We start from the raw sequence: 20,230 nt of genomic DNA on the forward strand, positions 1-20,230 counted from the left end.
ACAATGAGGATAGAGGATGGCGCTTAATTCTATTAAGCGCTCAACTTTGCAGCTGGGCGTTTTGCTTGGCTGTGTAGTTGGGACGCAAGTTAATGCGGAAGATAAAACTGTAGCAAGTAGTCCGATGCCGGCAACGGCGGAGGCTTGCTCTGCGGTTGAAACCAATTCAGAACGCTTGGCCTGTTATGATGCGGTATTTAAAATACCGGCCGATAGTAAGCCAGATATTGTTTCTGAACGGCGTGCAGCCATAGAAATTGCGCCCGAACCTGATAACCTCAAAGCAAAAATTGAACAAACCGTTTCCAATATCTATGCTTCAGAAGGATCAAAGCTGACTCCGACTTTATCCTTGCTGGATAGTCGTTGGGAATTGTCGCCGGAAAGTAAACTGGGTACCTGGAATATCCGTTCCTATCAGCCGATTTATCTGATGCCAGGATTCTGGACTTCCAAGAAAAACGAGTTTCCACAAAGCGAAAACCCAAATAACACGGTTGAAGAAGACCAGAATTTGACCTCGATTGAGGGGAAATTCCAGTTATCTTTAAAAACCAAGGCGGTTGAAAATATTCTGGGTGACAATGGTGATCTCTGGCTGGGCTATACCCAGTCTTCACGTTGGCAGGTGTATAACTCGGAAGAGTCCCGACCATTTCGTGAAACCAATTATGAGCCCGAAGCCAGCCTGATCTTCCGTACCAATTATGATCTGTTTGGTTTGAACTGGCGTATGCTGGGACTAACCCTGAATCATCAATCTAATGGCCGTTCCGATCCATTATCTCGTAGCTGGAACCGGGTAATGCTGAATCTCGGTTTTGAAAAAGACAACTTTGCCATGATGCTGCGCCCTTGGTATCGTATTGAAGAAGATCGTGCAGATGACAATAATCCCGAGATTAAAAACTATATCGGACGTGGGGATTTAACTGCATTTTATCGTCATAATGCCCACGATTTCTCCTTAATGTTGCGTCATACACTTAAAGGTGGTGATGATAATCGTGGTGCAGTCCAGTTCGACTGGTCATTTCCGATCAGTGGGCGTCTACGCGGTCAATTCCAGCTCTTTGATGGTTATGGTGAAAGTCTGATTGATTATAATCACCGTGCAACTTATGTGGGCTTGGGTGTATCCTTAATGAATTGGTACTAATCTGTTTCATGTAAAAAACCACGCTCAGGCGTGGTTTTTTTGCTTATGGGTATTCATTTAAATCTTAACCAATCTGAATTTCTGAAGGCGGATGTTTAAGACGGCTCTTTTTCGGTGTTGCAATTAAATAGGCAAGAGTTAAAGGCCCTAGACGACCCGCATACATCATCAGCATTAGAATGATTAAACTCGCTGGCTGCAATTCTCCAGTAACACCACGCGTTAATCCAACCGTACAGGCTGCAGAAACCGCCTCAAACAGCAAATCTAAAAAATCATGATCGGGTTCTAGAATAAGTAAACTCATAAAACCGGTCATGACCAGACCTGCAGTAATACACACAACCGCCAAGGCTTTAAAAGTAGTTTTCTCAGAAATAGAATGATTGAACAAGCGGATTTCATCTTCACGGCGTAGAAAACTGATTACGCTGATCACCACAATAATAAACGTACCAACTTTAATTCCGCCCGCCGTACTTAAGGAGCCGCCACCAATAAACATTAAAAAAATGGTGACTAGACTTGAGGCATCGCTCATCTGGTCCATGGGCAGACTATAAAAACCCGAAGAGCGGGGAACAGTGGCATGGAACCAGGCATTGAGTGCCTGATCACCTACACTCATCAGCGCTAAAGTCTGTGGATTAGAGGCTTCTAATAGCCAGAGTACAATAAAAGCACTCAGGTTAAGGCCCATAATCGTCGTTAGAATCAGCTTGCTATTCGGGCTAAGCTTGCGCCAGCTTTTATTCTGTTTTACATCCATCAGAACCAGAAAACCGATCCCGCCAATGATATACAGCATGCTGATCGTAAAGGTCACGAAATACTGGCCGGAAAAGCTCATCAAGCTATTGGGGAAAAGGGAAAATCCGCCATTATTAAACGCAGAAACACTATAAAAAGCCGCATAAAACAGTGCTTCACCAAAAGGATAATCTTCCAGCCACGCCATGGTTAAAATTAGGGTGCCAATGGCTTCGAAAAACAGGGAATATAGGAATACCGCTTTAATGGTAAAACTGACTTTCTTCAAACTGGTCTGGCCAATAGATTCCTGTGCCATCACTTGCTGTCTTAAACCAAGTTTAGGTGACAGGCTCATAAAAGCGAGTATGGCAAAGGTCATAAAACCGAGGCCACCACATTGCAGCAGGAACATAATCACGACCTGCCCAAAGGGTGTATAAGCTTCACCAACATTGACCACAGATAGCCCGGTAATTGTCACTGCAGAAGTTGCTGTAAAAATCGCTTCTAACCAGCTGATTTCAGTTTGATGCGCAAAGGGCAGCATCAGTAATAAAGAACCAATAAAAATCAGTCCGAGAAAACCTAAGGCCAGCAGACTCGGTGGACTGAGATTGACAATCCTGTTCTGGTTTAAATGTGAACTTTTCATATGGCCTTAAAATGCTTGGACAAACGGCGTAGAGGCTCTAGTAATCCTTCGACCACCAGAATGTCACCTTCCTTAAGTAGCAGCTCAAGATCCACGATATGTTGTATTTCAGTGCCGCGTTTATGTAAAAGAACTTTAATTTCGGGAACCTGACTCATTAACTGGTGTAAGGGAGTGTCATGATGATCGGCATGAATCTCGATCTTGACAATATAATGATCATCTTCAAGTGACATATAACGGCTAACCATCGGGTAGCTGAGTGATTGTGCCACACGGACGCCCATATCTTCTTCAGGGTGAATAATTTTTTCGACGTTCAGATGAGTCAAAATCATATGGTGGGCTTTAGATTTGGCTTTGGCCCAGATTTTCTTTACACCCATATTTTTTAGATGCAGTACACACAGAATGCTGGCTTCAATATCTTCACCAATCGCGACTACGACTGCTTCACAGCGCTGGATATCCAGTTCATCCAGGACATGCTCATCGGTTGCATCGGCAATCACCGCATGGGTGAGCTGATCAGAAATATTTTCCACATATTTTTTATCGAGATCGATTCCAATCACATCATGTTTCAGGCTGATCAGTTGAGTCGCTACTGTTGCACCGAAGCTGCCCAGCCCAATGACTGCAAATAATGCCATGCATATTTCCCTAAATCTTTTTTATTTCAAATCAGTTCATGTCTAAGTACGTATCTTAAAGATTTTTATAGTTTTCAGCTATCTGGCCTTACATAAATACTTCATACATTTTTTTAGCTGGACATAAAAAAACCGCCTCGAAAGGCGGTTTATATCAAACTGATTATTTCAAGAAACGCTGATAACCCAGGTTGTTGGTGATTTCTTCATATGGATAAGTAATGCTTTCCAATGTCTCAATCAAACCATCTGGATTTTGCTGTGCATCTTCTGCTTCTAGGCCGACCAGTACGCGACCTTCTGCAGCGCCGTGGTTACGGTAATGGAACAGGGTGATGTTATGCGTTGGGCCAAGACGTTCTAGGAACATTAGCAGGGCACCTGGACGTTCCGGGAATTCCACGCGGAACAGGCGTTCATTTTCAATATCGGCATGACCGCCAATCAGGTAACGGATATGTAGTTTTGCGACTTCGTCATCAGACAGATCATCAACATCGTAGTCGAATTTCAGGTTTTCATAGATTTCCTGACGTTCTTTTTCACCATTTTTCAGGCTGATACCGACAAAGACCTGAGCTGCAGAAGCATCACTTGAACGGTAGTTAAACTCTGTGATATTACGGCCTTGTAGTGCACGGCAGAATTTCAGGAATGAACCTTTTTCTTCTGGAATAGTTACGGCAAAGATAGCTTCTTTGCGTTCGCCGAGTTCTGTACGTTCGGCAATATAGCGCAGACGGTCGAAGTTCATGTTCGCACCGCAAACAATCGATACGATGTTTTTGCCTTTAATGCCGTGTTCTGCTACATATTTTTTGATACCGGCCAATGCCATTGCACCTGACGGTTCTACGATGCTACGGCATTCATCATAAGTATCTTTAATTGCTGCACAGACTTCATCGGTATTGACCAGCACGACTTCTGGTTCAACGATTGGGCCAGAGTTATCTGATTTTTGCAGGCGGATGACCTCAAAAGGTTTTTCACCAATTTGTGCCACTGCAGTACCATCGGCAAATAAACCGACAGATGGAAGAATCACACGTTCATTGGCTTCTAAGGCCGCTTTTAAGCACGCGGATTCATCATATTCCACAGGAATAACTTTGACATGCGGAGCCACATCTCCCAAGTACGCTGCAACACCGGCAATCAGGCCACCACCACCAACAGCAACGAAGACATATTCCACATCACGCCATTGACGCAGGATTTCATTGGCAATCGTACCTTGACCGGCCATCACTAGTTCATCGTCATAAGGTGGAATAAAGGTCATGCCATCTTCTTCGGCACGCTGAATGGCATATTTGTTGGCAACGTCAAATGAATCACCATGTAATACTACTTCACCCCCTAAACGTTTTACTGCTTGGACTTTAATGTCGGGCGTGGTCTTTGGCATCACAATAATCGCGCGAATACCCAGCTTTTTCCCTGACAGTGCCACGCCTTGTGCATGGTTGCCTGCTGAAGCTGTGATAACGCCACGTTCGAGTTGTGATTTCGGTAATTGACTAATACGGTTATAGGCACCGCGTAGTTTAAATGAAAAGACCGGTTGTAAATCTTCACGTTTAAAGCGAATGTTATTATTTAAGCGTTCGCTAATTCGTGGCGCTGCTTCGAGTGGGGTTTCGATTGCAACATCGTAGACCGTTGCTTGTAAAATTTGTCGAACCAAACGAGACAGCATGTTAATTTTCCATCTAACAGTTTAAAATAAGACTCTATTGTAACAAACCACACGGCTTTGCGGTTTAAAATTACTGCAAAAGTCCAAATTAGTTGAGTGATGTCATGAGTCTATATGCAACCCAAGATGAGAAAAAACAAGCTGCAGCCAAAGCGGCTTTAAAACACTTACCAAAAGGGGGCATTTTAGGCGTAGGTACAGGTAGTACCGTTAACTTTTTAATTGACCTTTTACCAGAACTGCAATTGGAAGCTGCTGTTGCAAGTTCTGAAGCGACTGCACAGCGTCTGAAAAAATTAGGCATTGAAGTGGTTGATATGAATAGCGTGGGCGGTTTAGATGCCTATGTCGATGGTGCTGATGAAATTGACCGTCATATGCACATGATCAAAGGTGGTGGTGCTGCGCTTACACGTGAAAAAATCGTGGCGTCGATTGCGAAAAAATTCGTATGTATCGTCGATGATTCGAAATGGGTAGAGCAGTTGGGTCGTGATTTCCCATTACCTGTTGAAGTGATTCCAATGGCACGTTCAGCAGTCGCACGTAAGTTGGTGGCATTAGGTGGTGATCCTGCTTACCGTGAAGGTGTCGTGACTGATAATGGAAATGTTATTTTGGATGTGCATAACCTGAATATTCTGAATGCGCTTGAGCTGGAAAAAACGATTAATGACATTCCAGGCGTCGTATGTAACGGTATTTTCGCGATCAATAAAGCGGATATTGCGATTGTTGCGACCAATAATGGTATTGAAGAGCGTACAGCGATTTAAGAAATCCTCCCTGACCCTCCTTTTTCAAAGGAGGGAAAAGTCTTTAATTTGATAAAGCTCCTCGAAACTTCTATAAGTTTGAACTTCCCCCTTTATTAAAGGGGGATCGAGGGGGATCGAGGGGGATTAGTAAAATAACGATTAAATATAAAAAATGACCCTAAACGACCTGCCCGAAATCCAAATCACCCGAAATGTTCGCTCAACACGTCTCAGACTGCGTGTAGAGGGTGATCAAATCCGTTTAACCGCACCTGTATTTTGTAGCAAAAAACAGATTCAGAATTTTATTGACCAAGCGGAAAGCTGGCTACTGAAAACCTGGAAATTGCAGCAGGAAAAAAATCAAAGTATTGATAGATCTTTACCAGCAGAATTGCAGCTTTTTAATCAGACTTCACCCATTCAGATTGTTTATCAAAGTCAGAAGCAGAACTTCCTTTTTGATGCTGAAATATTACAGTTGTCGATTAGTGATCGAAATCCTGAAGGATATTTAAAAGCTTTTATTATTTCTTATGCCAAAGAGCAGCTGCCTGTTTATCTGAACAAAGTAAGTCAAGAAACAAGATTATCATTTAACATTTGTAATGTTCGCCAGCCGAAAACACGATGGGGCAGTTGTTCGGCCAAACATGACATTATGCTAAATAGCGGCATCATTTTATTTTCTGAAAAAATCGTGCGTTATTTATGTGTGCATGAACTGGCCCATACCCGGCATTTTGACCATAGTCCTCGTTTTTGGGCGGAAGTGGCCAAGCATGATCCAAATTATTTAATTCACCGTAAAATTCTGAAAAATACTGTCATGCCATATTGGTGGGCAGCTTAAGAATATCTTTAAAGGAACGAGGATAGTATTTATTTACTTCCAAATAGCCTAAGCAATAGGTATCATCCTCTCAAATTTTTTAAAAACACTCAAAATAAAAGGGTAAATAAAAAACCATCAATCCCTAGTGAAACAGTTTAGAAAACCTCAAGTTCCTGTCATACTACAGCCCATAAAGGAAACATCTAGTTTGAGGTAATCATCGTGATTTCAGTGGGTATTGTGGGTGGTACAGGTTATACAGGCGTTGAACTTTTACGTCTATTACTGCGACATCCGAATGTAGAGGTTAAAGCACTGACATCACGTACTGAAGCAGGCCGTCGCGTTGACGATATGTTCCCGAGTCTGCGTGGACATACGGATCTTCAGTTTTCTGACCTCAGCCTTGATCTTTTAAAATCATGTGATGTGGTATTTTTCGCGACACCACATGGGGTTGCCATGAAACATGCTGAGGAACTTGTTGCAGCTAATACCAAGGTAATTGACCTTGCAGCGGATTTCCGTTTGCAAAATCTGGAACAGTTCGAAAAATGGTATGGCATGGAACATGCTTGCCCAGAAGTGTTAAAAGATTCTGTTTATGGTCTGTCTGAACTTAACCGTGACCAGATCAAACAGGCGAGTGTGATTGGTAATCCGGGCTGTTATCCAACGACGGTTCAGCTTGGTCTGGCACCAGTTTTAAAGGCGGCAGAAGCTTTGGTAAAACCAGAAAGCATTATTATCGATGCAAAATCTGGGGTATCAGGTGCAGGCCGTAAAGCCAGCCTGGGCATGATCTATTCTGAAAATGCTGATAACTTTAAGGCTTATGGCGTTGCAGGTCACCGTCACCATCCTGAAATCGTAGAAGCACTAGAAAACATTTCAGGTCAAAAAGGCGTGTTTGACCATATCCTGTTTGTGCCACATCTGGTGCCGATGATTCGTGGGATGTTATCAACGATTTATATCGATTTGACTGAAGCAGGTCAGGCAGCTGACTTGCAGTCACTGTACGAGCAGTTCTATGCCAATGAACAGTTTGTTGATGTAATGCCAGCAGGCAGTTCACCAGAAACCCGTTCGGTACGCGGTGCCAACCAGTTGCGTATCGCAATGTATAAGCCACAACCAGCCAAGCTGGTGATTCTGGTGGCTCAGGACAATCTGGTCAAAGGTGCAGCTGGTCAGGCAGTACAGAACATGAACCTGATGTTTGGCTTTGCAGAAAATGCAGGCTTGAATAATATTGGTTTATTACCATAAAAAACGTATTAGAACTTCACACACATTTAGATTTGGATTTAAATGTGTGTCTTGAACAAAGTATACAGAGATCAAAATGCCGAATAATGAGTCAAACATGACGATCCAGGAACCATCTACAAAGAAACCATTGATGAAAGGCAATACACCTTTGGTAATCGGTGCTGCTGTGTTGATTCTGGGTAGTGGCTTGCTGGGCTATACGGTCGGGCATCGGCAAGGTTTGACTGCGGTGGGCTTTGAGGCGGATGCAGAACAATTGGTTGAAGTAGTACAAAAACAGAAAACCAGTCTGGAAACACTGAATAAATCTCTGAATACAGCGGTACAGGAACGTGATCTGGCCGTTAGCAATGCTAATGATCTTTATCTGGCTGCAAATAAGGCGCGTGATGCTCAAGAGCAGGCTGAAAGCGTTGGTACGATCTATCGTGAGATTTTGCGTCAACGCGGTGGTCTGGCGCTGACAGTTCAACATCTGGGGATTAAAGCCTTGCCTGATAATGCCTTCGAATACCAGATTGATCTGATTCAGGTCAGCCCGGGCAAAAATCGCGCCTCTGGTACAGTGGAGCTACGTTTGATTAAGGGTACTGAAATTCTGGTCGTGCCGCTTGAAGATAAAAACTTTAATTTCGACAATTATGAACGTTTGACTGGTCGCTGGACCATGCCTAAAGGCTTCAAACCAGAATTTATTGAAGTGCGTCTCTCAGGGGCTAAGCCTGTGATTCGCCGTTTTAGCTGGGATCAGGGGAAAGCTGTTGAAAGCCAGTCAACAGTCCTGTCAGAGATTCCAAAAACTGAAGCAAATGCAAATTAAGTGTGAAATAGAAATCGTATGCCAAGCAATAAACGTCCAAAATGTTTAAGTGAGATCAAAAATTCTTTTTACGAGTCCGGCATGGTTGATTGGCATATTAGCCCGCGTTTAACAGACGAGCCTTTTCACGATGATGAGGCTGATCTTGCAGTCCAGACTGCACCTCCTGAACTGAAGCGCCCACCGATGTATGCAGTGGTGTTATTGAATGACGACTATACTCCAATGGAGTTTGTAATTGAAATTTTACAACAATACTTTGCAATGAATCTTGACCAAGCTACACAAGTGATGCTAACTGTACATTATGAAGGAAAAGGTGTAGCTGGGGTCTATCCTCGAGACATTGCGGAAACCAAAGCGAACCAAGTCAATAATTACGCTCGATCTCAAGGTCATCCTTTACTTTGCCAGATTGAGCCGAAAGATTAAGGGGGTTGCATGCTCAGTCGTCAATTAGAAGTATCACTACGTTTGGCTGTCAGCATGGCTCGTCAAAAGAGACATGAGTTCCTGACCGTAGAACATTTATTATTAGCTTTACTCGACAATGATTCTGCCGTGAATGCCTTAAAAGCATGTGGTGCAGATATTATCGTTTTGCGTAAAGAATTAGAAGAGTACGTAGAACAACATACCCCTAAACTCGGTGAAAATAGTGATCAGGCACCTCATCCTACAGAAAGTTTTGACCGGATTTTGCAACGTGCAATTTTCCATGTTCAATCCAGTGGCGGTGATCGTACTGTAGAAGGCGCCGATATTCTGGTTGCGATGTATTCTGAGCGTGATTCTTTTGCGGTTTATCTGCTTAAACGTCATCAGATTAACCGTCTGACTTTAACCCAGTACCTTTCTCATGGTACACGTAAAGACGAAGTACAGTCTGAAGAAGAAATTGAAGAACTGGACGGTGAATCGGCTTCTTCCAATAATTCTGGTCCGCTAGAGTTATATACGACAAACCTGAATCAGGAAGCTCAACGCGGCAAGACAGATCCATTGATTGGCCGTGAAAAAGAAATTGAGCGGGCAGCGCAAATTTTATGCCGTCGCCGTAAAAATAACCCATTGCTAGTCGGTGATCCAGGTGTAGGTAAAACTTCAATTGCTGAAGGTCTGGCTTGGTTAATTGTGAATGGCAAGGCACCTAAGCCACTGGAAAATGCTGAAATCTATAGCCTAGACATCGGCGCACTGGTGGCGGGAACTAAATACCGTGGTGATTTCGAAAAGCGTTTAAAACAACTATTAAATGCCTTGAAGAAAAAACCAGATGCAGTACTGTTCATTGATGAAATTCATATGATCATCGGTGCAGGTTCAAGCATGGGCAGCACCATGGATGCATCGAATCTAATCAAGCCTGCATTGGCAAATGGTTCATTGCGTTGCATCGGTTCAACCACATTCCAGGAATACCGTCAGGTCTTTGAAAAAGATCATGCCTTGTCACGTCGGTTCCAAAAAATAGATGTGAATGAGCCTTCGATTACAGAAACGATTGATATCTTACGTGGGCTGAAATCTAAATTTGAAGATTTCCATCATGTACAGTATGACGATCAGGCGCTGGTTTCTGCGGTTGAGCTGTCAGCGAAATTTATTAATGACCGTTTCTTGCCAGATAAAGCGATTGACGTGATTGATGAAGCTGGTGCACAACGCCGTTTGAAAGCTGAGCAAGATGACAGCCTGATTACGGTTGAAAATATCGAAGACATTGTGTCCAAGATTGCCCGTATTCCACCGAAAACGGTTTCTAAAGATGACAAGTCTGTACTGGAGAACCTTGAGCGTGATCTGAAACGTGTAGTCTTCGGCCAGGATGAAGCAATTGAAGCTTTGGCTTCTGCGATCAAACTGTCACGTGCGGGTCTGAAATCGCCTGATAAGCCAGTGGGTAGCTTTGTATTCGCAGGTCCAACGGGTGTAGGTAAAACTGAAGTCACCAAGCAATTGGCGAAAATTCTGGGTGTAGAGCTGGTACGTTTTGACATGTCCGAATACATGGAACGTCACGCAGTCTCTCGTCTGATCGGTGCGCCTCCAGGTTATGTCGGTTTTGACCAAGGCGGTTTACTGACCGATGCGATTCACAAAAATCCGCATTGTGTATTACTTCTAGATGAGATCGAAAAAGCGCATCCGGATGTATTTAATCTGTTATTACAAATCATGGATCATGGTTCATTAACGGATAATAATGGTCGCAAATCCGATTTCCGTAATGTGGTGCTGGTTCTAACGACTAATATTGGTGCGGAAAGTATTTCCCGTGTCAGCATTGGTTTCATGGAACAGGATAACAGTAATGACAACCAGGAAGCGATGAAGAAAGCGTTCTCGCCAGAATTCCGTAACCGTCTGGACGGCGTGATTCAATTCAAGGCATTGCCGAATACCATTATTGAAAATGTCGTGGATAAATTCCTGACTGAACTTCAGGCACAACTGGATGAGAAGAAAGTGGTGCTGGAGGTGGATCAAAGCGCACGTGAGTGGATGGCTGAAAATGGCTATGACCGTTTGATGGGTGCTCGACCAATGCAGCGTCTGATTCAGGAACATCTGAAAAAACCACTGGCTGAAATGATCCTGTTTGGTGAACTGGCTGAAAATGGTGGTAACGTTTCAGTTTCTGTGAAGAAAGAAAATGGTAAGTCTGTCGGTCTGAAACTTGAAGTCTTCGAAGATCAGACTGCTGAACCAGCTTAATCATTGAATAGATCATCATCAGACCCGTGTTCGCACGGGTTTTGTTGTTTTATTTGCCCTTAATTTATGTGCTCTTGGTTTAAAGAGTTTCTGATTTAGCGAAATATATGGATATCCAGATTAGCAAGCTTTTAACCACGTTTTTTCTGTTTTTATTAACGGCATTGATGGAAATTTTGGGCTGTTATTTTCCCTACCTGATTCTAAATCAGGCGAAGAGCAAGTGGTTATGGGTTCCGACGGCATTAGCCTTAGCTGCGTTCGTCTGGCTTTTGACTTTGCATCCGGCGGCTTCTGGACGTATTTATGCTGCCTATGGGGGCATCTATATTTTCTCAGCATTGATGTGGCTGAGATTCGTTGATCAGGTCAGCCTTTCACGTTGGGACCTGCTTGGGGGAATCGTGGTCATTCTAGGTGCATTAATTATTATTTTACAGCCGCAAGGTTTGATCCGTTGACCGTCTGTTTATATTTACCAAAATAGAATTTATCAAAATATAAAAGGCAGCTGAAGCTGCCTTTATTGATTCTAGACAAGATTATTTTACATTACAGTCTTTCTGGGAGAGGTCAACATTATAAGTGTGTGTTTGGGAGCTGAGACTAAGTTCGATTTTATAAGGATTGACGATCTGATAGCGATGTTCAAAAAAGATCTGGCAGTTATTTAGAAGATTATTACGAATCACTTTAAGAACTTCTTTACGGCCTAAGTCTTTCTCAAACTGGCTAAAGTCGGGTGTCGTGATCATGCCTTTAAGCGTGGTTTTATTGGCTGTAAGTTGTAACTGCTCTATGATTGTATTCTGATCGATCTGTAGCGGTAAAGTCTTGGAATCTTCCGCACTTAGCACGGTAAGCAGCTCGTTCAGCTCAGCTTTTTTCTCAATTTTAAACTTGCTGTCCAGAATGCCTTTTCCTTGGAGATACTGGTCGAATTCAGAAGCATACACCGGTAAAGCAGCACTACTAAAACCTGCCAGGAGTGCCAAAGTCCAATATTTTTTTTGCATTGTATCGCATCACTTTTTATGTCATTTCAATTCTGATTATAAGAGCTGAAACAAAAAAAGCACCAGAGATTGGTGCTTAATTTGTGAAGATTTTTTGAAGGAATCAGTCTTTTTTCAGGTTTTCATTCAACAGGAATTCAACCAGTGCTTTTTGTGCATGAAGGCGGTTTTCTGCTTCATCCCAAACCACAGCATTTTTGTGGTCCAGCATGTTTTCAGAAATTTCTTCACCACGATGCGCAGGTAAGCAATGCATGAACAGGCAGTCTGGGTGTGCAAGATCCATTAGGCGTTCATTCACCTGATAATCTGCAAAAGCTTTTTCACGGATTTTCTGTTCTTCTTCCTGGCCCATACTTGCCCAAACGTCAGTGACGATCAGGTCGGCATTGACTGCTGCATCTTCAGCAGTATCGACCAGTTCTACACAGTGTGCGAATTCAGACAGGAACTGTTCTTGAGGCTCATAGCCTTTCGGTGCTGCAACTTTTAGCTTGAAGCCCCACATGTGCGCTGCTTCGATATAAGAGTTACACATATTATTGCCATCGCCGATCCAGGCAACAGTTTTACCTTCGATCGAACCGCGATGTTCCAGATAAGTCTGCATGTCAGCAAGTAACTGGCAAGGGTGATGATCATCAGTCAAAGCGTTGATCACTGGAACTTTTGAATAAGAAGCAAAACGTTCTACGATATCGTGACCGAAAGTGCGGATCATCACAATATCCAGCATGCTGGAAATCACACGTGCAGAATCTTCAATTGGCTCACCGCGACCCAGTTGGGTATCGCGTGAAGACAGGAAAATTGCGCTACCACCAAATTGGCTCATGCCAGCTTCAAACGAAACACGCGTACGGGTACTCGATTTTTCAAAAATCATGCCCATCACTTTACCAACAAATGGTTGGAACACTTCATTGTTATGCTGTTTGCGCTTAAGCTCAATTGCGCGTTGCAAAATCTGGTTAAGTTCTAAAGTTGATAAATCGCGTAAGGTGAGAAAGTGACGGAGAGCCATTCGTTACTCCACAATAATTGCCGAAAAACTCGATCAACAATCAGTTGTTGGTTAGTTTAAGAAAAAATACGGAATCGGCTAATATACTATAAGCAATGAAAAATGCAAAAAAAACTAGACTTTTTGATGACCGTCTAAAAATCGATCCACACAATAACTGATGTATTTGTCGATTTCCTGATCATCTTCCTGTACCGGAATTCCCATCAGAATGCGCCATTCCAGATTACGCAAGATGCCAAAATATAACTGGGCCGAATATTGCGGATTCTCGCAATGCAATAAACCTTGCGCATCTGCTTGTTCTAAAGCCGTGGCAATCGCACTTTGTACATGTACTGGGCCTCGTTCATGAATATGCTGCGCGAGTTCCGGATTACGCTGACTCTGTTCCAGCACCAGACGCATAAAGGCTGAATTTTCCGGTTGCATGATCTGATGATAAAAATTAAGCAGCGTATGTACCAGATAACTACGAAAATCCAGAGCCATCAGCTCGATCGGAATACTGATATCTTCAAAAAACTTGATACGACGATAATCGCAAATGGCCTTAAACAAGCCTTCTTTGTTGCCAAAGTACTTGTAAATAGAAGCCTTGGAACCGCCTGCATGCTGGACAATATCATCAAGAGAAACTGCATCATAACCATGTTCCAGAAACAGTTCGGTCGCAGAGACCAGCAGCGCAACGCAGCGCTCATGACCACGTTTGGTTTGTGGCAGATCTTTGGCGAGTGGTTCCAGATGAACAAGGTTTTGCATAGAGGATGGTATATCAACAGGTTATATAAACTTGGTAGTTCATCATAACAAATATATCCGCAGATTTCACAATCGGACCGGATGAAGGCGGAATTTATTCAATGAATCAAGTAAAACTTAAAAGTTTGACTAAAGTTTTAGAGTTTTTATTCTATTGGCTTATAGCATCATGGTTTCAAATCGGTATACTCAAATCTCAATAATTATAGCCAAGACTGTGGAAGGGAAGATGACAGAACAAATGTCTGCAGGTTTAAAGTTTAGACAAGCGCTTGAAGTCGAAAAACCATTACAAATTATGGGCACAGTGAATGCCTATGCTGCCATGATGGCCAAACAGGTCGGTTATAAAGCCATTTATCTCTCTGGTGCCGGTGTTGCCAACTATTCTTACGGTCTACCTGATCTAGGCATGACCAGTCTGGATAATGTTCTGGAAGATGTGCGTCGCATTACTGAACGTGTAGATACACCCTTACTGGTCGATATCGATACAGGCTGGGGCGGTGCATTTAACATCGCACGTAGCATCAAGCAGATGATTGCTGCTGGCGCTGCAGCTGTGCATATCGAAGACCAGGTTGCGCAAAAGCGTTGTGGTCATCGTCCGAATAAGGAAATTGTGACCCAACAGGAAATGGTTGACCGGATCAAGGCGGCAGTCGATGCTAAAACCGATTCAAACTTTGTGGTGATGGCACGTACCGATGCATTACAGAAAGAAGGTCTGCAGGCAGTGATTGACCGTGCTTGTGCCTGTGTCGAAGCAGGTGCAGATGCCATTTTTGCTGAGGCAATGACGGATATTACGATGTATCGCACCGTATGTGATGCAGTTGGTGTGCCGGTTTTGGCCAATATTACCGAATTTGGTGATACCCCATATTACACCACTGAAGAACTGGCTGAGCAGGGTATTCGCATGGTACTTTACCCGCTATCAGCCACCCGTGCGATGCAAAAAGCGGCACTGGAAGTGATGCGCTCAGTGCGTGAAAATGGTACACAGGTGCATGTTCTGGATAAAATGCAACCGCGTAAAGAATTATACGAATTTTTAGATTATCACAGCTTCGAAAACACATTAGATAAACTGTTCAAGCAGGAGAATTAAAACAATGGCTGAAGGAAAAGTACTCACTGGCGCAGGATTGCGCGGACAAGTCGCAGGCAAAACTGCACTTTCAACAGTAGGCAAAAGTGGTGCAGGCCTGACCTATCGCGGCTATGACGTACAGGATCTGGCAGAAAACTGTCAGTTTGAAGAAGTCGCTTACCTGATTTTCTTTGGTGAATTACCAACTTCAGAACAGTTGGCAGCCTATAAAGCAAAACTGAAATCTTTGCGTGTACTGCCACAAGCATTGAAAGAAGTACTTGAGCGCATTCCAGCGGACTCACATCCAATGGATGTGATGCGTACTGGCGTATCGATGCTGGGCAACCTTGAAACTGAACAGTCTTTTGATCAGCAACAGGATGTTGCAGACCGTATTCTGGCGACGCTACCAGCAATTATCTGCTATTGGTATCGCTATAGCCATGACGGCGTACGCATTGATGAAAATACCGATGATGATTCAATCGGTGCTCAGTTCCTTCATTTGCTACATGGCAAGAAGCCAAATCAGCTGCATGAACAGGTGATGAATGTATCCCTGATTCTGTATGCAGAGCATGAATTTAATGCTTCAACCTTCACAGCGCGTGTTTGTGCATCAACTTTGTCTGACCTGCATTCATGTATTACCGGCGCAATTGGTTCACTACGGGGTCCATTACACGGCGGTGCCAACGAAGCGGCAATGGACATGATTGAAAACTGGAAATCTCCAGAAGAAGCCGAGCGCGAAATGCTGGGCATGCTGGAGCGTAAAGAAAAAATCATGGGCTTTGGTCATGCGATCTATAAAGACAATGATCCGCGTAATGGCATTATCAAGCAGTGGTCTGAAAAACTGGCAAAAGATGTGGGTGATACTGTGCTCTATCCAGTATCAGTACGTTGTGAAGAAGTGATGTGGCGCGAGAAAAAACTGTTCTGTAACGCAGACTTTTTCCATGCTTCTGCTTATCACTTTATGGGTATTCCAACCAAACTGTTTACGCCAATCTTTGTGATGTCACGCGTCACAGGTTGGGCGGCGCATGTGATGGAACAACGTGCAGATAACCGGATTATCCGTCCGAGCGCGGATTATACCGGTCCAGAATTACGTAAAGTGGTTCCAATTGCTGAACGCACTTCTGCTGCGTAAGCCAGAGATATTCTAAATATAAAAAATAAGGTCTCCACGAGACCTTATTTTTTTTCTGATTATTTATTGACGTTGGTTTAACGACTTAATAATGCTGGATCTTCAATATGATAACCGGTTTCGAATGGGAGGCCTAAGTATTTTACCGTCACCAGTATTTTATTCTGTTTCGGTACTTTATAAGTCTGGTTTAATCTTAAATCTGCTTTATAGCTGACTGCTTGTTGAACAGGACTTTTATACTGGCCAGATTGCACTCGATATTGATAAGTCCATTTTGGGACTTTCTGTTTAGGGTCATGCCATGCAGGGGCGGTACCTTTGCTGGTCTTTAATAGCTTAAGCTGGATGGCTTGCTTTCTCAGTGGTACCAGCGGAATTAGTCGCTTTTTAATTTTGGCAATTTCCTGGTTAAACTTACGGCTGTACTGATCGTAGTCAATCTGCTTGGTTTTTGGATTGATATACAGGGAGTTCACCTGAATTAACTGATTCGGTGTTTTAGATTTAAAATTATAATAATACAGTTGAGGCAAGCGTCCGCGACCATCGAGATAATGCCGCAACAGATAAAGTTTCCGGTCTTTGACTTCATAACCCAAAACTTCAATATTCTGTGGGCCACCAACAGTGGCGAAAGCGGATACAGGAATACCAAGGGCGAGCAAAAGAGCTGCAATTCTTATTTTCATCACTGATCAGGCCTCATTAAAAAAACGTGCTTTTATAGAAATAATTTAACTATAAATACAGTAGAAATAATGAAGTTTGATCAGCACTCAATATAATTTGATCAGCACTCAATATAAACAGTTTTAGCTTTAGGTGTTGAGTAGATTAATCATGTCATGTGCGATGACGGCTGCCAGTTTATTGAGACGTTCCTGTGGAGTACCTTTAATATAATACTGGAACTGGTGAGTCTGAAGACCATCATAAACAGCAGCGAAGAAAGTACCTTCCGGTTTATCAGGTGTCGCACTACCGCCTGGTTTAAGCAGGCCAGTACAGGCAATAATCCAGTCAGCCTCCTGAAACATTTTTTTACCTGCCTCAGCCAGAGCAACCGTTACAGGCATGGATTCAGCTGAATGGGTACTAATCAGATTCGGAGAAATTCCCAAAACATTAATCTTCACGGAAGGATCGTAGCATACCAGACCACCCAACAAGATTTCAGCACCTTCATTTTTGCAAATTGAAAACTGACTGGTTAAATAGCCAGAACTTGCACTTTCAATAAAAGCAATCTTGATGTTTCTTTGTTCCAGCAGGCCACAACATGTTTTAATCATAATGTCTATTTTGTCTTAGAAGGTAATCTTTATTCCAATGTAGTCCCATTTTGCTTTTGTATCAACTGTGAGATTATTTCTTTATTATGATGAAAGGTAAAATATTTTTGTAATTTTAGTATTCCAAACGTAAGTTTGGCAGTTGTTGAACTGATTGCTTAATGCTTGGACAATATTTGAAATTAATGGTTTTAACTTGCTCTGATCAGTGGTAAAAATAAAAATAAAGTGCGTAAGGAAAGTAGGTTGTAAGAATGAAAACCACAGTAAAGTATTCCGTATTAAAAAGTCTAGATTATCAACTGGGTACTCCTTTATTTCAGGAAGAAATTGAGGCAGATGGTCAATATTTTGATCAGATCCCAAGCATCATTCACTACCAGAATTTAAAGTTTAAAGTTAAAAGCAAAGAATTAAAGCGTTTATATCTAGCCGAAGAGCAAGAAGAAAGCCAAACCATTATTGTAAAAGTGGTCGCAATCTAAAAATAACTTATTAAAAATAAGCCTCTTAAAATAAGAGGCTTATTTATTGGATAAAGGTCGTTAAAATAAAATTTTATTAGATTTTATAAAAAATTTAATAATAGGCTTCTTTCATAAATCATTTTTTACACAGTTCTAAATTGTATATTCTAGCGATTAAATTGAATCTCAAACCATGTCTTTTCCCTCTGTTTCTATAACGTTCTGCAAGGATTTTGAAAGTTTTCAAACTGCCAAATACATGCTCAATGCCAATTTTTCTTTTATTGATTTCCTGATTATAAATCTTTAGTTCGGGATCTAGTTTGCAATGCTTCTTTGCTTTTAGAGGCAATAGGCTATTTGAATATACTGCATAAATCCCTTAATAACCCTTGTCTGCAAGGATAAATGCCTCGAAGGGAATTTGATTTAAGTTCCTTTTAAAGAGTTTGAAATTATGTACAGCACCATGACTGGTGCATAAACTTAGAATTTGCTGAGTTCTATAACGAATGATGGCCTGTACTTTGAAAGTATGTACCTTCTTCTTGCCACTATAGCTTCTCTTCTGTTTTTTAGGTCTTTGTATTGGAATTTCTGTAGCATCTACAATCACAACATTCCAGTCTATGCCTTCACCTTCAGGCAAATTCTTCGGTAAATTAAATAAATTAGACTGGATCAGGCAGTCCTCTACATGACGGACAATTCTTGAAGCAGTTGGCTCTGCCACATCATAACTTGTTGCGACATGGAACAATGTTCGATATTTACGCTAGTAACTTAAACACAGAAGGATTTGATCTTCTATACTTAATTTGGACGGTCTGCCTTTAGCAAGGATATGCATTTTAAGTTGTTCAACCATTAAATCAAAGGTTGACCATGAGATGCCTGTATATCGCTTGAACTGTGTTTCAGAACACTTCTTTGGATCGGTATATTTCATTCGCAGATTATGCATGATTATTTAAGATTGTTTGGTACAAATAATAAGCAAAATATTGATCGTTTTTTGATTTATGAAAAAGATCTAATGTCAGAAAGTGATATGAAAGAAACTCAAGGCGGTATAACTGGACCATATGTGTGTGCGGAATGTGGTGGCAGACATGGTGGTATCTACTCACCAAATTACTGTCAGTATTGTTACATTAAGCTACAATAGTAATTTAACAAAGATAGGAGTTTAAATTTTACTCCTATCTTTTATTCTAGAGACAAATTATATGACTAGCAATCCTAAAATTGGACCACACGAAGAAATAGAACTTGAGTTAATGAGAGTAAATCAAAAAAAAATTGCATTATTTGATTTTTTTCCAGAAGAATTCAGAGAACCTTGTAACAATGGTGAGATAAATTTAATTTTTAGTAAGATTAAATCTGGGCTGAAAGACTTAGAGATTGATGTATATATTTTTTATATACATAATGAAAAAGATAATGCTTATAGATTATTAGACTTAATTAATAAACAATTAAATATCAAAAAAATAAATATTGATTTAGAACGAGAAATTGGGCATCTTTTAGGCTATGAAGAAAAAGATATTGATTTTTATATTGATAAAATTCAAAAAGCAAAACAGGTAAATTATGAAAAATTTATATATTAACTCTAATTCCCATTAATACTTTCGCACAACCATTTATATCGTTAGATGATGAGTTCAATAAAACAGGTAAAGTCTCAACCTCCATTTACTCTTTACTTTTCATAGATAAATCATCAGATTTTTTATTCCGAAACCCGGGTTACCAATTAAAAAATAATGAGAAAACTACTCAAAACTACAATTCTTTTAATATTACTCCATCTATTAATTACAACTTATATAATAGATCTCTTTCATAAATCAAAAAACGATCTTCTTTTTGGTTAATATTTGCACTCCGGACTTCTTAGCATTCGTGCATAATCTGCGGATGAAATACATCGATTCAAACAAGCTTTCTGATCCTCAGTTCAAGCGATACACAGGCATCTCATGGTCAACTTTCTATTTGATGGTTGAGCAATTGCAGAAGCATGTCTCTGCCAAAGGCAGACCGCCCAAGTTAAGTCTGGAGGATCAGG

General features: G+C 41.6%; 20 protein-coding genes and 1 pseudogene. 12 read left to right on the top strand and 9 right to left on the bottom strand.

The genetic code is table 11. The annotated features are described in order from the left end of the window. Positions 1–16: 16 nt before the first annotated feature. Positions 17–1,159 carry a phospholipase A gene (locus tag FTV34_RS01360; protein WP_159122738.1) on the top strand — a complete coding sequence of 381 codons (1,143 nt, stop codon included), beginning with the start codon at positions 17–19 and terminating at the stop codon, positions 1,157–1,159. A gap of 64 nt (positions 1,160–1,223) precedes the next feature. On the opposite strand, the gene FTV34_RS01365 is transcribed toward FTV34_RS01360, so the two are convergent. The 3 genes from FTV34_RS01365 to ilvA form a co-directional block, all read right to left on the bottom strand. Next, complete coding sequence (locus tag FTV34_RS01365) at positions 1,224–2,564, bottom strand: TrkH family potassium uptake protein (RefSeq protein WP_180003229.1); 1,341 nt, start codon at positions 2,562–2,564, stop codon at positions 1,224–1,226. Further along, positions 2,561–3,217 (bottom strand): TrkA family potassium uptake protein, encoded by a 657-nt coding sequence (locus FTV34_RS01370; protein WP_104426160.1) that lies wholly within the window; start codon positions 3,215–3,217, stop codon positions 2,561–2,563. Before FTV34_RS01370 ends, FTV34_RS01365 begins: the two co-directional genes overlap by 4 nt. A 163-nt stretch (positions 3,218–3,380) precedes the next feature. Next, positions 3,381–4,919: a threonine ammonia-lyase, biosynthetic gene (ilvA, locus tag FTV34_RS01375; RefSeq protein WP_180053839.1), complete on the bottom strand. Its 1,539-nt coding sequence runs from the start codon at positions 4,917–4,919 to the stop codon at positions 3,381–3,383. Positions 4,920–5,023: 104 nt separating this feature from the next. On the opposite strand from ilvA, the gene rpiA reads away from it, so the two are divergent. The 7 genes from rpiA (at position 5,024) to FTV34_RS01410 (ending at position 11,786) form a co-directional block, all read left to right on the top strand. Then, a complete protein-coding gene (gene rpiA, locus FTV34_RS01380; RefSeq protein WP_159122734.1) occupies positions 5,024–5,695 on the top strand; it encodes a ribose-5-phosphate isomerase RpiA in 672 nt (223 codons plus the stop codon). A gap of 154 nt (positions 5,696–5,849) precedes the next feature. Then, positions 5,850–6,530 carry a M48 family metallopeptidase gene (locus tag FTV34_RS01385; protein ID WP_180068551.1) on the top strand — a complete coding sequence of 227 codons (681 nt, stop codon included), beginning with the start codon at positions 5,850–5,852 and terminating at the stop codon, positions 6,528–6,530. Positions 6,531–6,728: 198 nt separating this feature from the next. Continuing rightward, positions 6,729–7,784, top strand: a complete 1,056-nt coding sequence (gene argC / locus FTV34_RS01390; RefSeq protein ID WP_180068562.1) for an N-acetyl-gamma-glutamyl-phosphate reductase — start codon at positions 6,729–6,731, stop codon at positions 7,782–7,784. 76 nt (positions 7,785–7,860) lie between these two features. Next, positions 7,861–8,607, top strand: a complete 747-nt coding sequence (locus FTV34_RS01395) for a DUF6776 family protein (protein ID WP_175967514.1) — start codon at positions 7,861–7,863, stop codon at positions 8,605–8,607. Positions 8,608–8,625: 18 nt separating this feature from the next. Continuing rightward, entirely contained in the window at positions 8,626–9,039 is a 414-nt protein-coding gene (gene clpS, locus FTV34_RS01400) for an ATP-dependent Clp protease adapter ClpS (RefSeq protein ID WP_175967516.1), read from the top strand. Positions 9,040–9,048: 9 nt separating this feature from the next. Further along, positions 9,049–11,325: an ATP-dependent Clp protease ATP-binding subunit ClpA gene (gene clpA, locus FTV34_RS01405; protein WP_034702512.1), complete on the top strand. Its 2,277-nt coding sequence runs from the start codon at positions 9,049–9,051 to the stop codon at positions 11,323–11,325. 107 nt (positions 11,326–11,432) lie between these two features. Then, positions 11,433–11,786 carry a YnfA family protein gene (locus FTV34_RS01410; protein WP_180015523.1) on the top strand — a complete coding sequence of 118 codons (354 nt, stop codon included), beginning with the start codon at positions 11,433–11,435 and terminating at the stop codon, positions 11,784–11,786. Positions 11,787–11,867: 81 nt separating this feature from the next. On the opposite strand, the gene FTV34_RS01415 is transcribed toward FTV34_RS01410, so the two are convergent. From FTV34_RS01415 to FTV34_RS01425, 3 genes are all read right to left on the bottom strand, one after another. Then, the gene (locus tag FTV34_RS01415) at positions 11,868–12,341 is read right to left on the bottom strand and encodes a hypothetical protein (RefSeq protein ID WP_179992341.1); all 474 of its coding nucleotides are present in this window, start codon (positions 12,339–12,341) and stop codon (positions 11,868–11,870) included. Between the two features lie 103 nt (positions 12,342–12,444). After that, positions 12,445–13,365 carry an ornithine carbamoyltransferase gene (argF, locus tag FTV34_RS01420; protein ID WP_004786004.1) on the bottom strand — a complete coding sequence of 307 codons (921 nt, stop codon included), beginning with the start codon at positions 13,363–13,365 and terminating at the stop codon, positions 12,445–12,447. A 114-nt stretch (positions 13,366–13,479) separates the two neighbouring features. Next, a complete protein-coding gene (locus FTV34_RS01425; RefSeq protein WP_034702501.1) occupies positions 13,480–14,130 on the bottom strand; it encodes a TetR/AcrR family transcriptional regulator in 651 nt (216 codons plus the stop codon). A gap of 229 nt (positions 14,131–14,359) precedes the next feature. Here FTV34_RS01425 and prpB point away from each other — a divergent pair, with 229 nt between their 5' ends. Both prpB and prpC read left to right on the top strand, forming a co-directional pair. After that, entirely contained in the window at positions 14,360–15,244 is an 885-nt protein-coding gene (prpB, locus tag FTV34_RS01430; RefSeq protein WP_004785998.1) for a methylisocitrate lyase, read from the top strand. 4 nt (positions 15,245–15,248) lie between these two features. Further along, entirely contained in the window at positions 15,249–16,388 is a 1,140-nt protein-coding gene (gene prpC / locus FTV34_RS01435; protein ID WP_005235399.1) for a 2-methylcitrate synthase, read from the top strand. A gap of 77 nt (positions 16,389–16,465) precedes the next feature. Here prpC and FTV34_RS01440 read toward each other — a convergent pair whose 3' ends face one another. Then, positions 16,466–17,080, bottom strand: coding sequence for an aminotransferase (locus tag FTV34_RS01440; RefSeq protein ID WP_180068564.1), 615 nt, complete (start codon positions 17,078–17,080; stop codon positions 16,466–16,468). 129 nt (positions 17,081–17,209) lie between these two features. Beyond that, positions 17,210–17,683, bottom strand: coding sequence for a CinA family protein (locus FTV34_RS01445; protein WP_034702490.1), 474 nt, complete (start codon positions 17,681–17,683; stop codon positions 17,210–17,212). 254 nt (positions 17,684–17,937) lie between these two features. Here FTV34_RS01445 and FTV34_RS01450 point away from each other — a divergent pair, with 254 nt between their 5' ends. Further along, on the top strand, positions 17,938–18,168 hold the full coding sequence (locus FTV34_RS01450; protein ID WP_034702487.1) for a hypothetical protein: 231 nt from the start codon (positions 17,938–17,940) through the stop codon (positions 18,166–18,168). A 118-nt stretch (positions 18,169–18,286) separates the two neighbouring features. Here the strand turns inward: FTV34_RS01450 and FTV34_RS17780 are convergent. Beyond that, a pseudogene (locus FTV34_RS17780) lies at positions 18,287–18,913 on the bottom strand (transposase); the annotation flags it as partial. A 466-nt stretch (positions 18,914–19,379) separates the two neighbouring features. Between FTV34_RS17780 and FTV34_RS01465 the strand changes: the two are divergent. Beyond that, positions 19,380–19,769, top strand: a complete 390-nt coding sequence (locus tag FTV34_RS01465) for a hypothetical protein (RefSeq protein WP_180068557.1) — start codon at positions 19,380–19,382, stop codon at positions 19,767–19,769. The last annotated feature ends 461 nt before the right edge of the window (positions 19,770–20,230 follow it).

It is taken from the genome of Acinetobacter sp. YH16038, assembly GCF_013417275.1.
In the GTDB taxonomy this organism is placed as follows: domain Bacteria; phylum Pseudomonadota; class Gammaproteobacteria; order Pseudomonadales; family Moraxellaceae; genus Acinetobacter.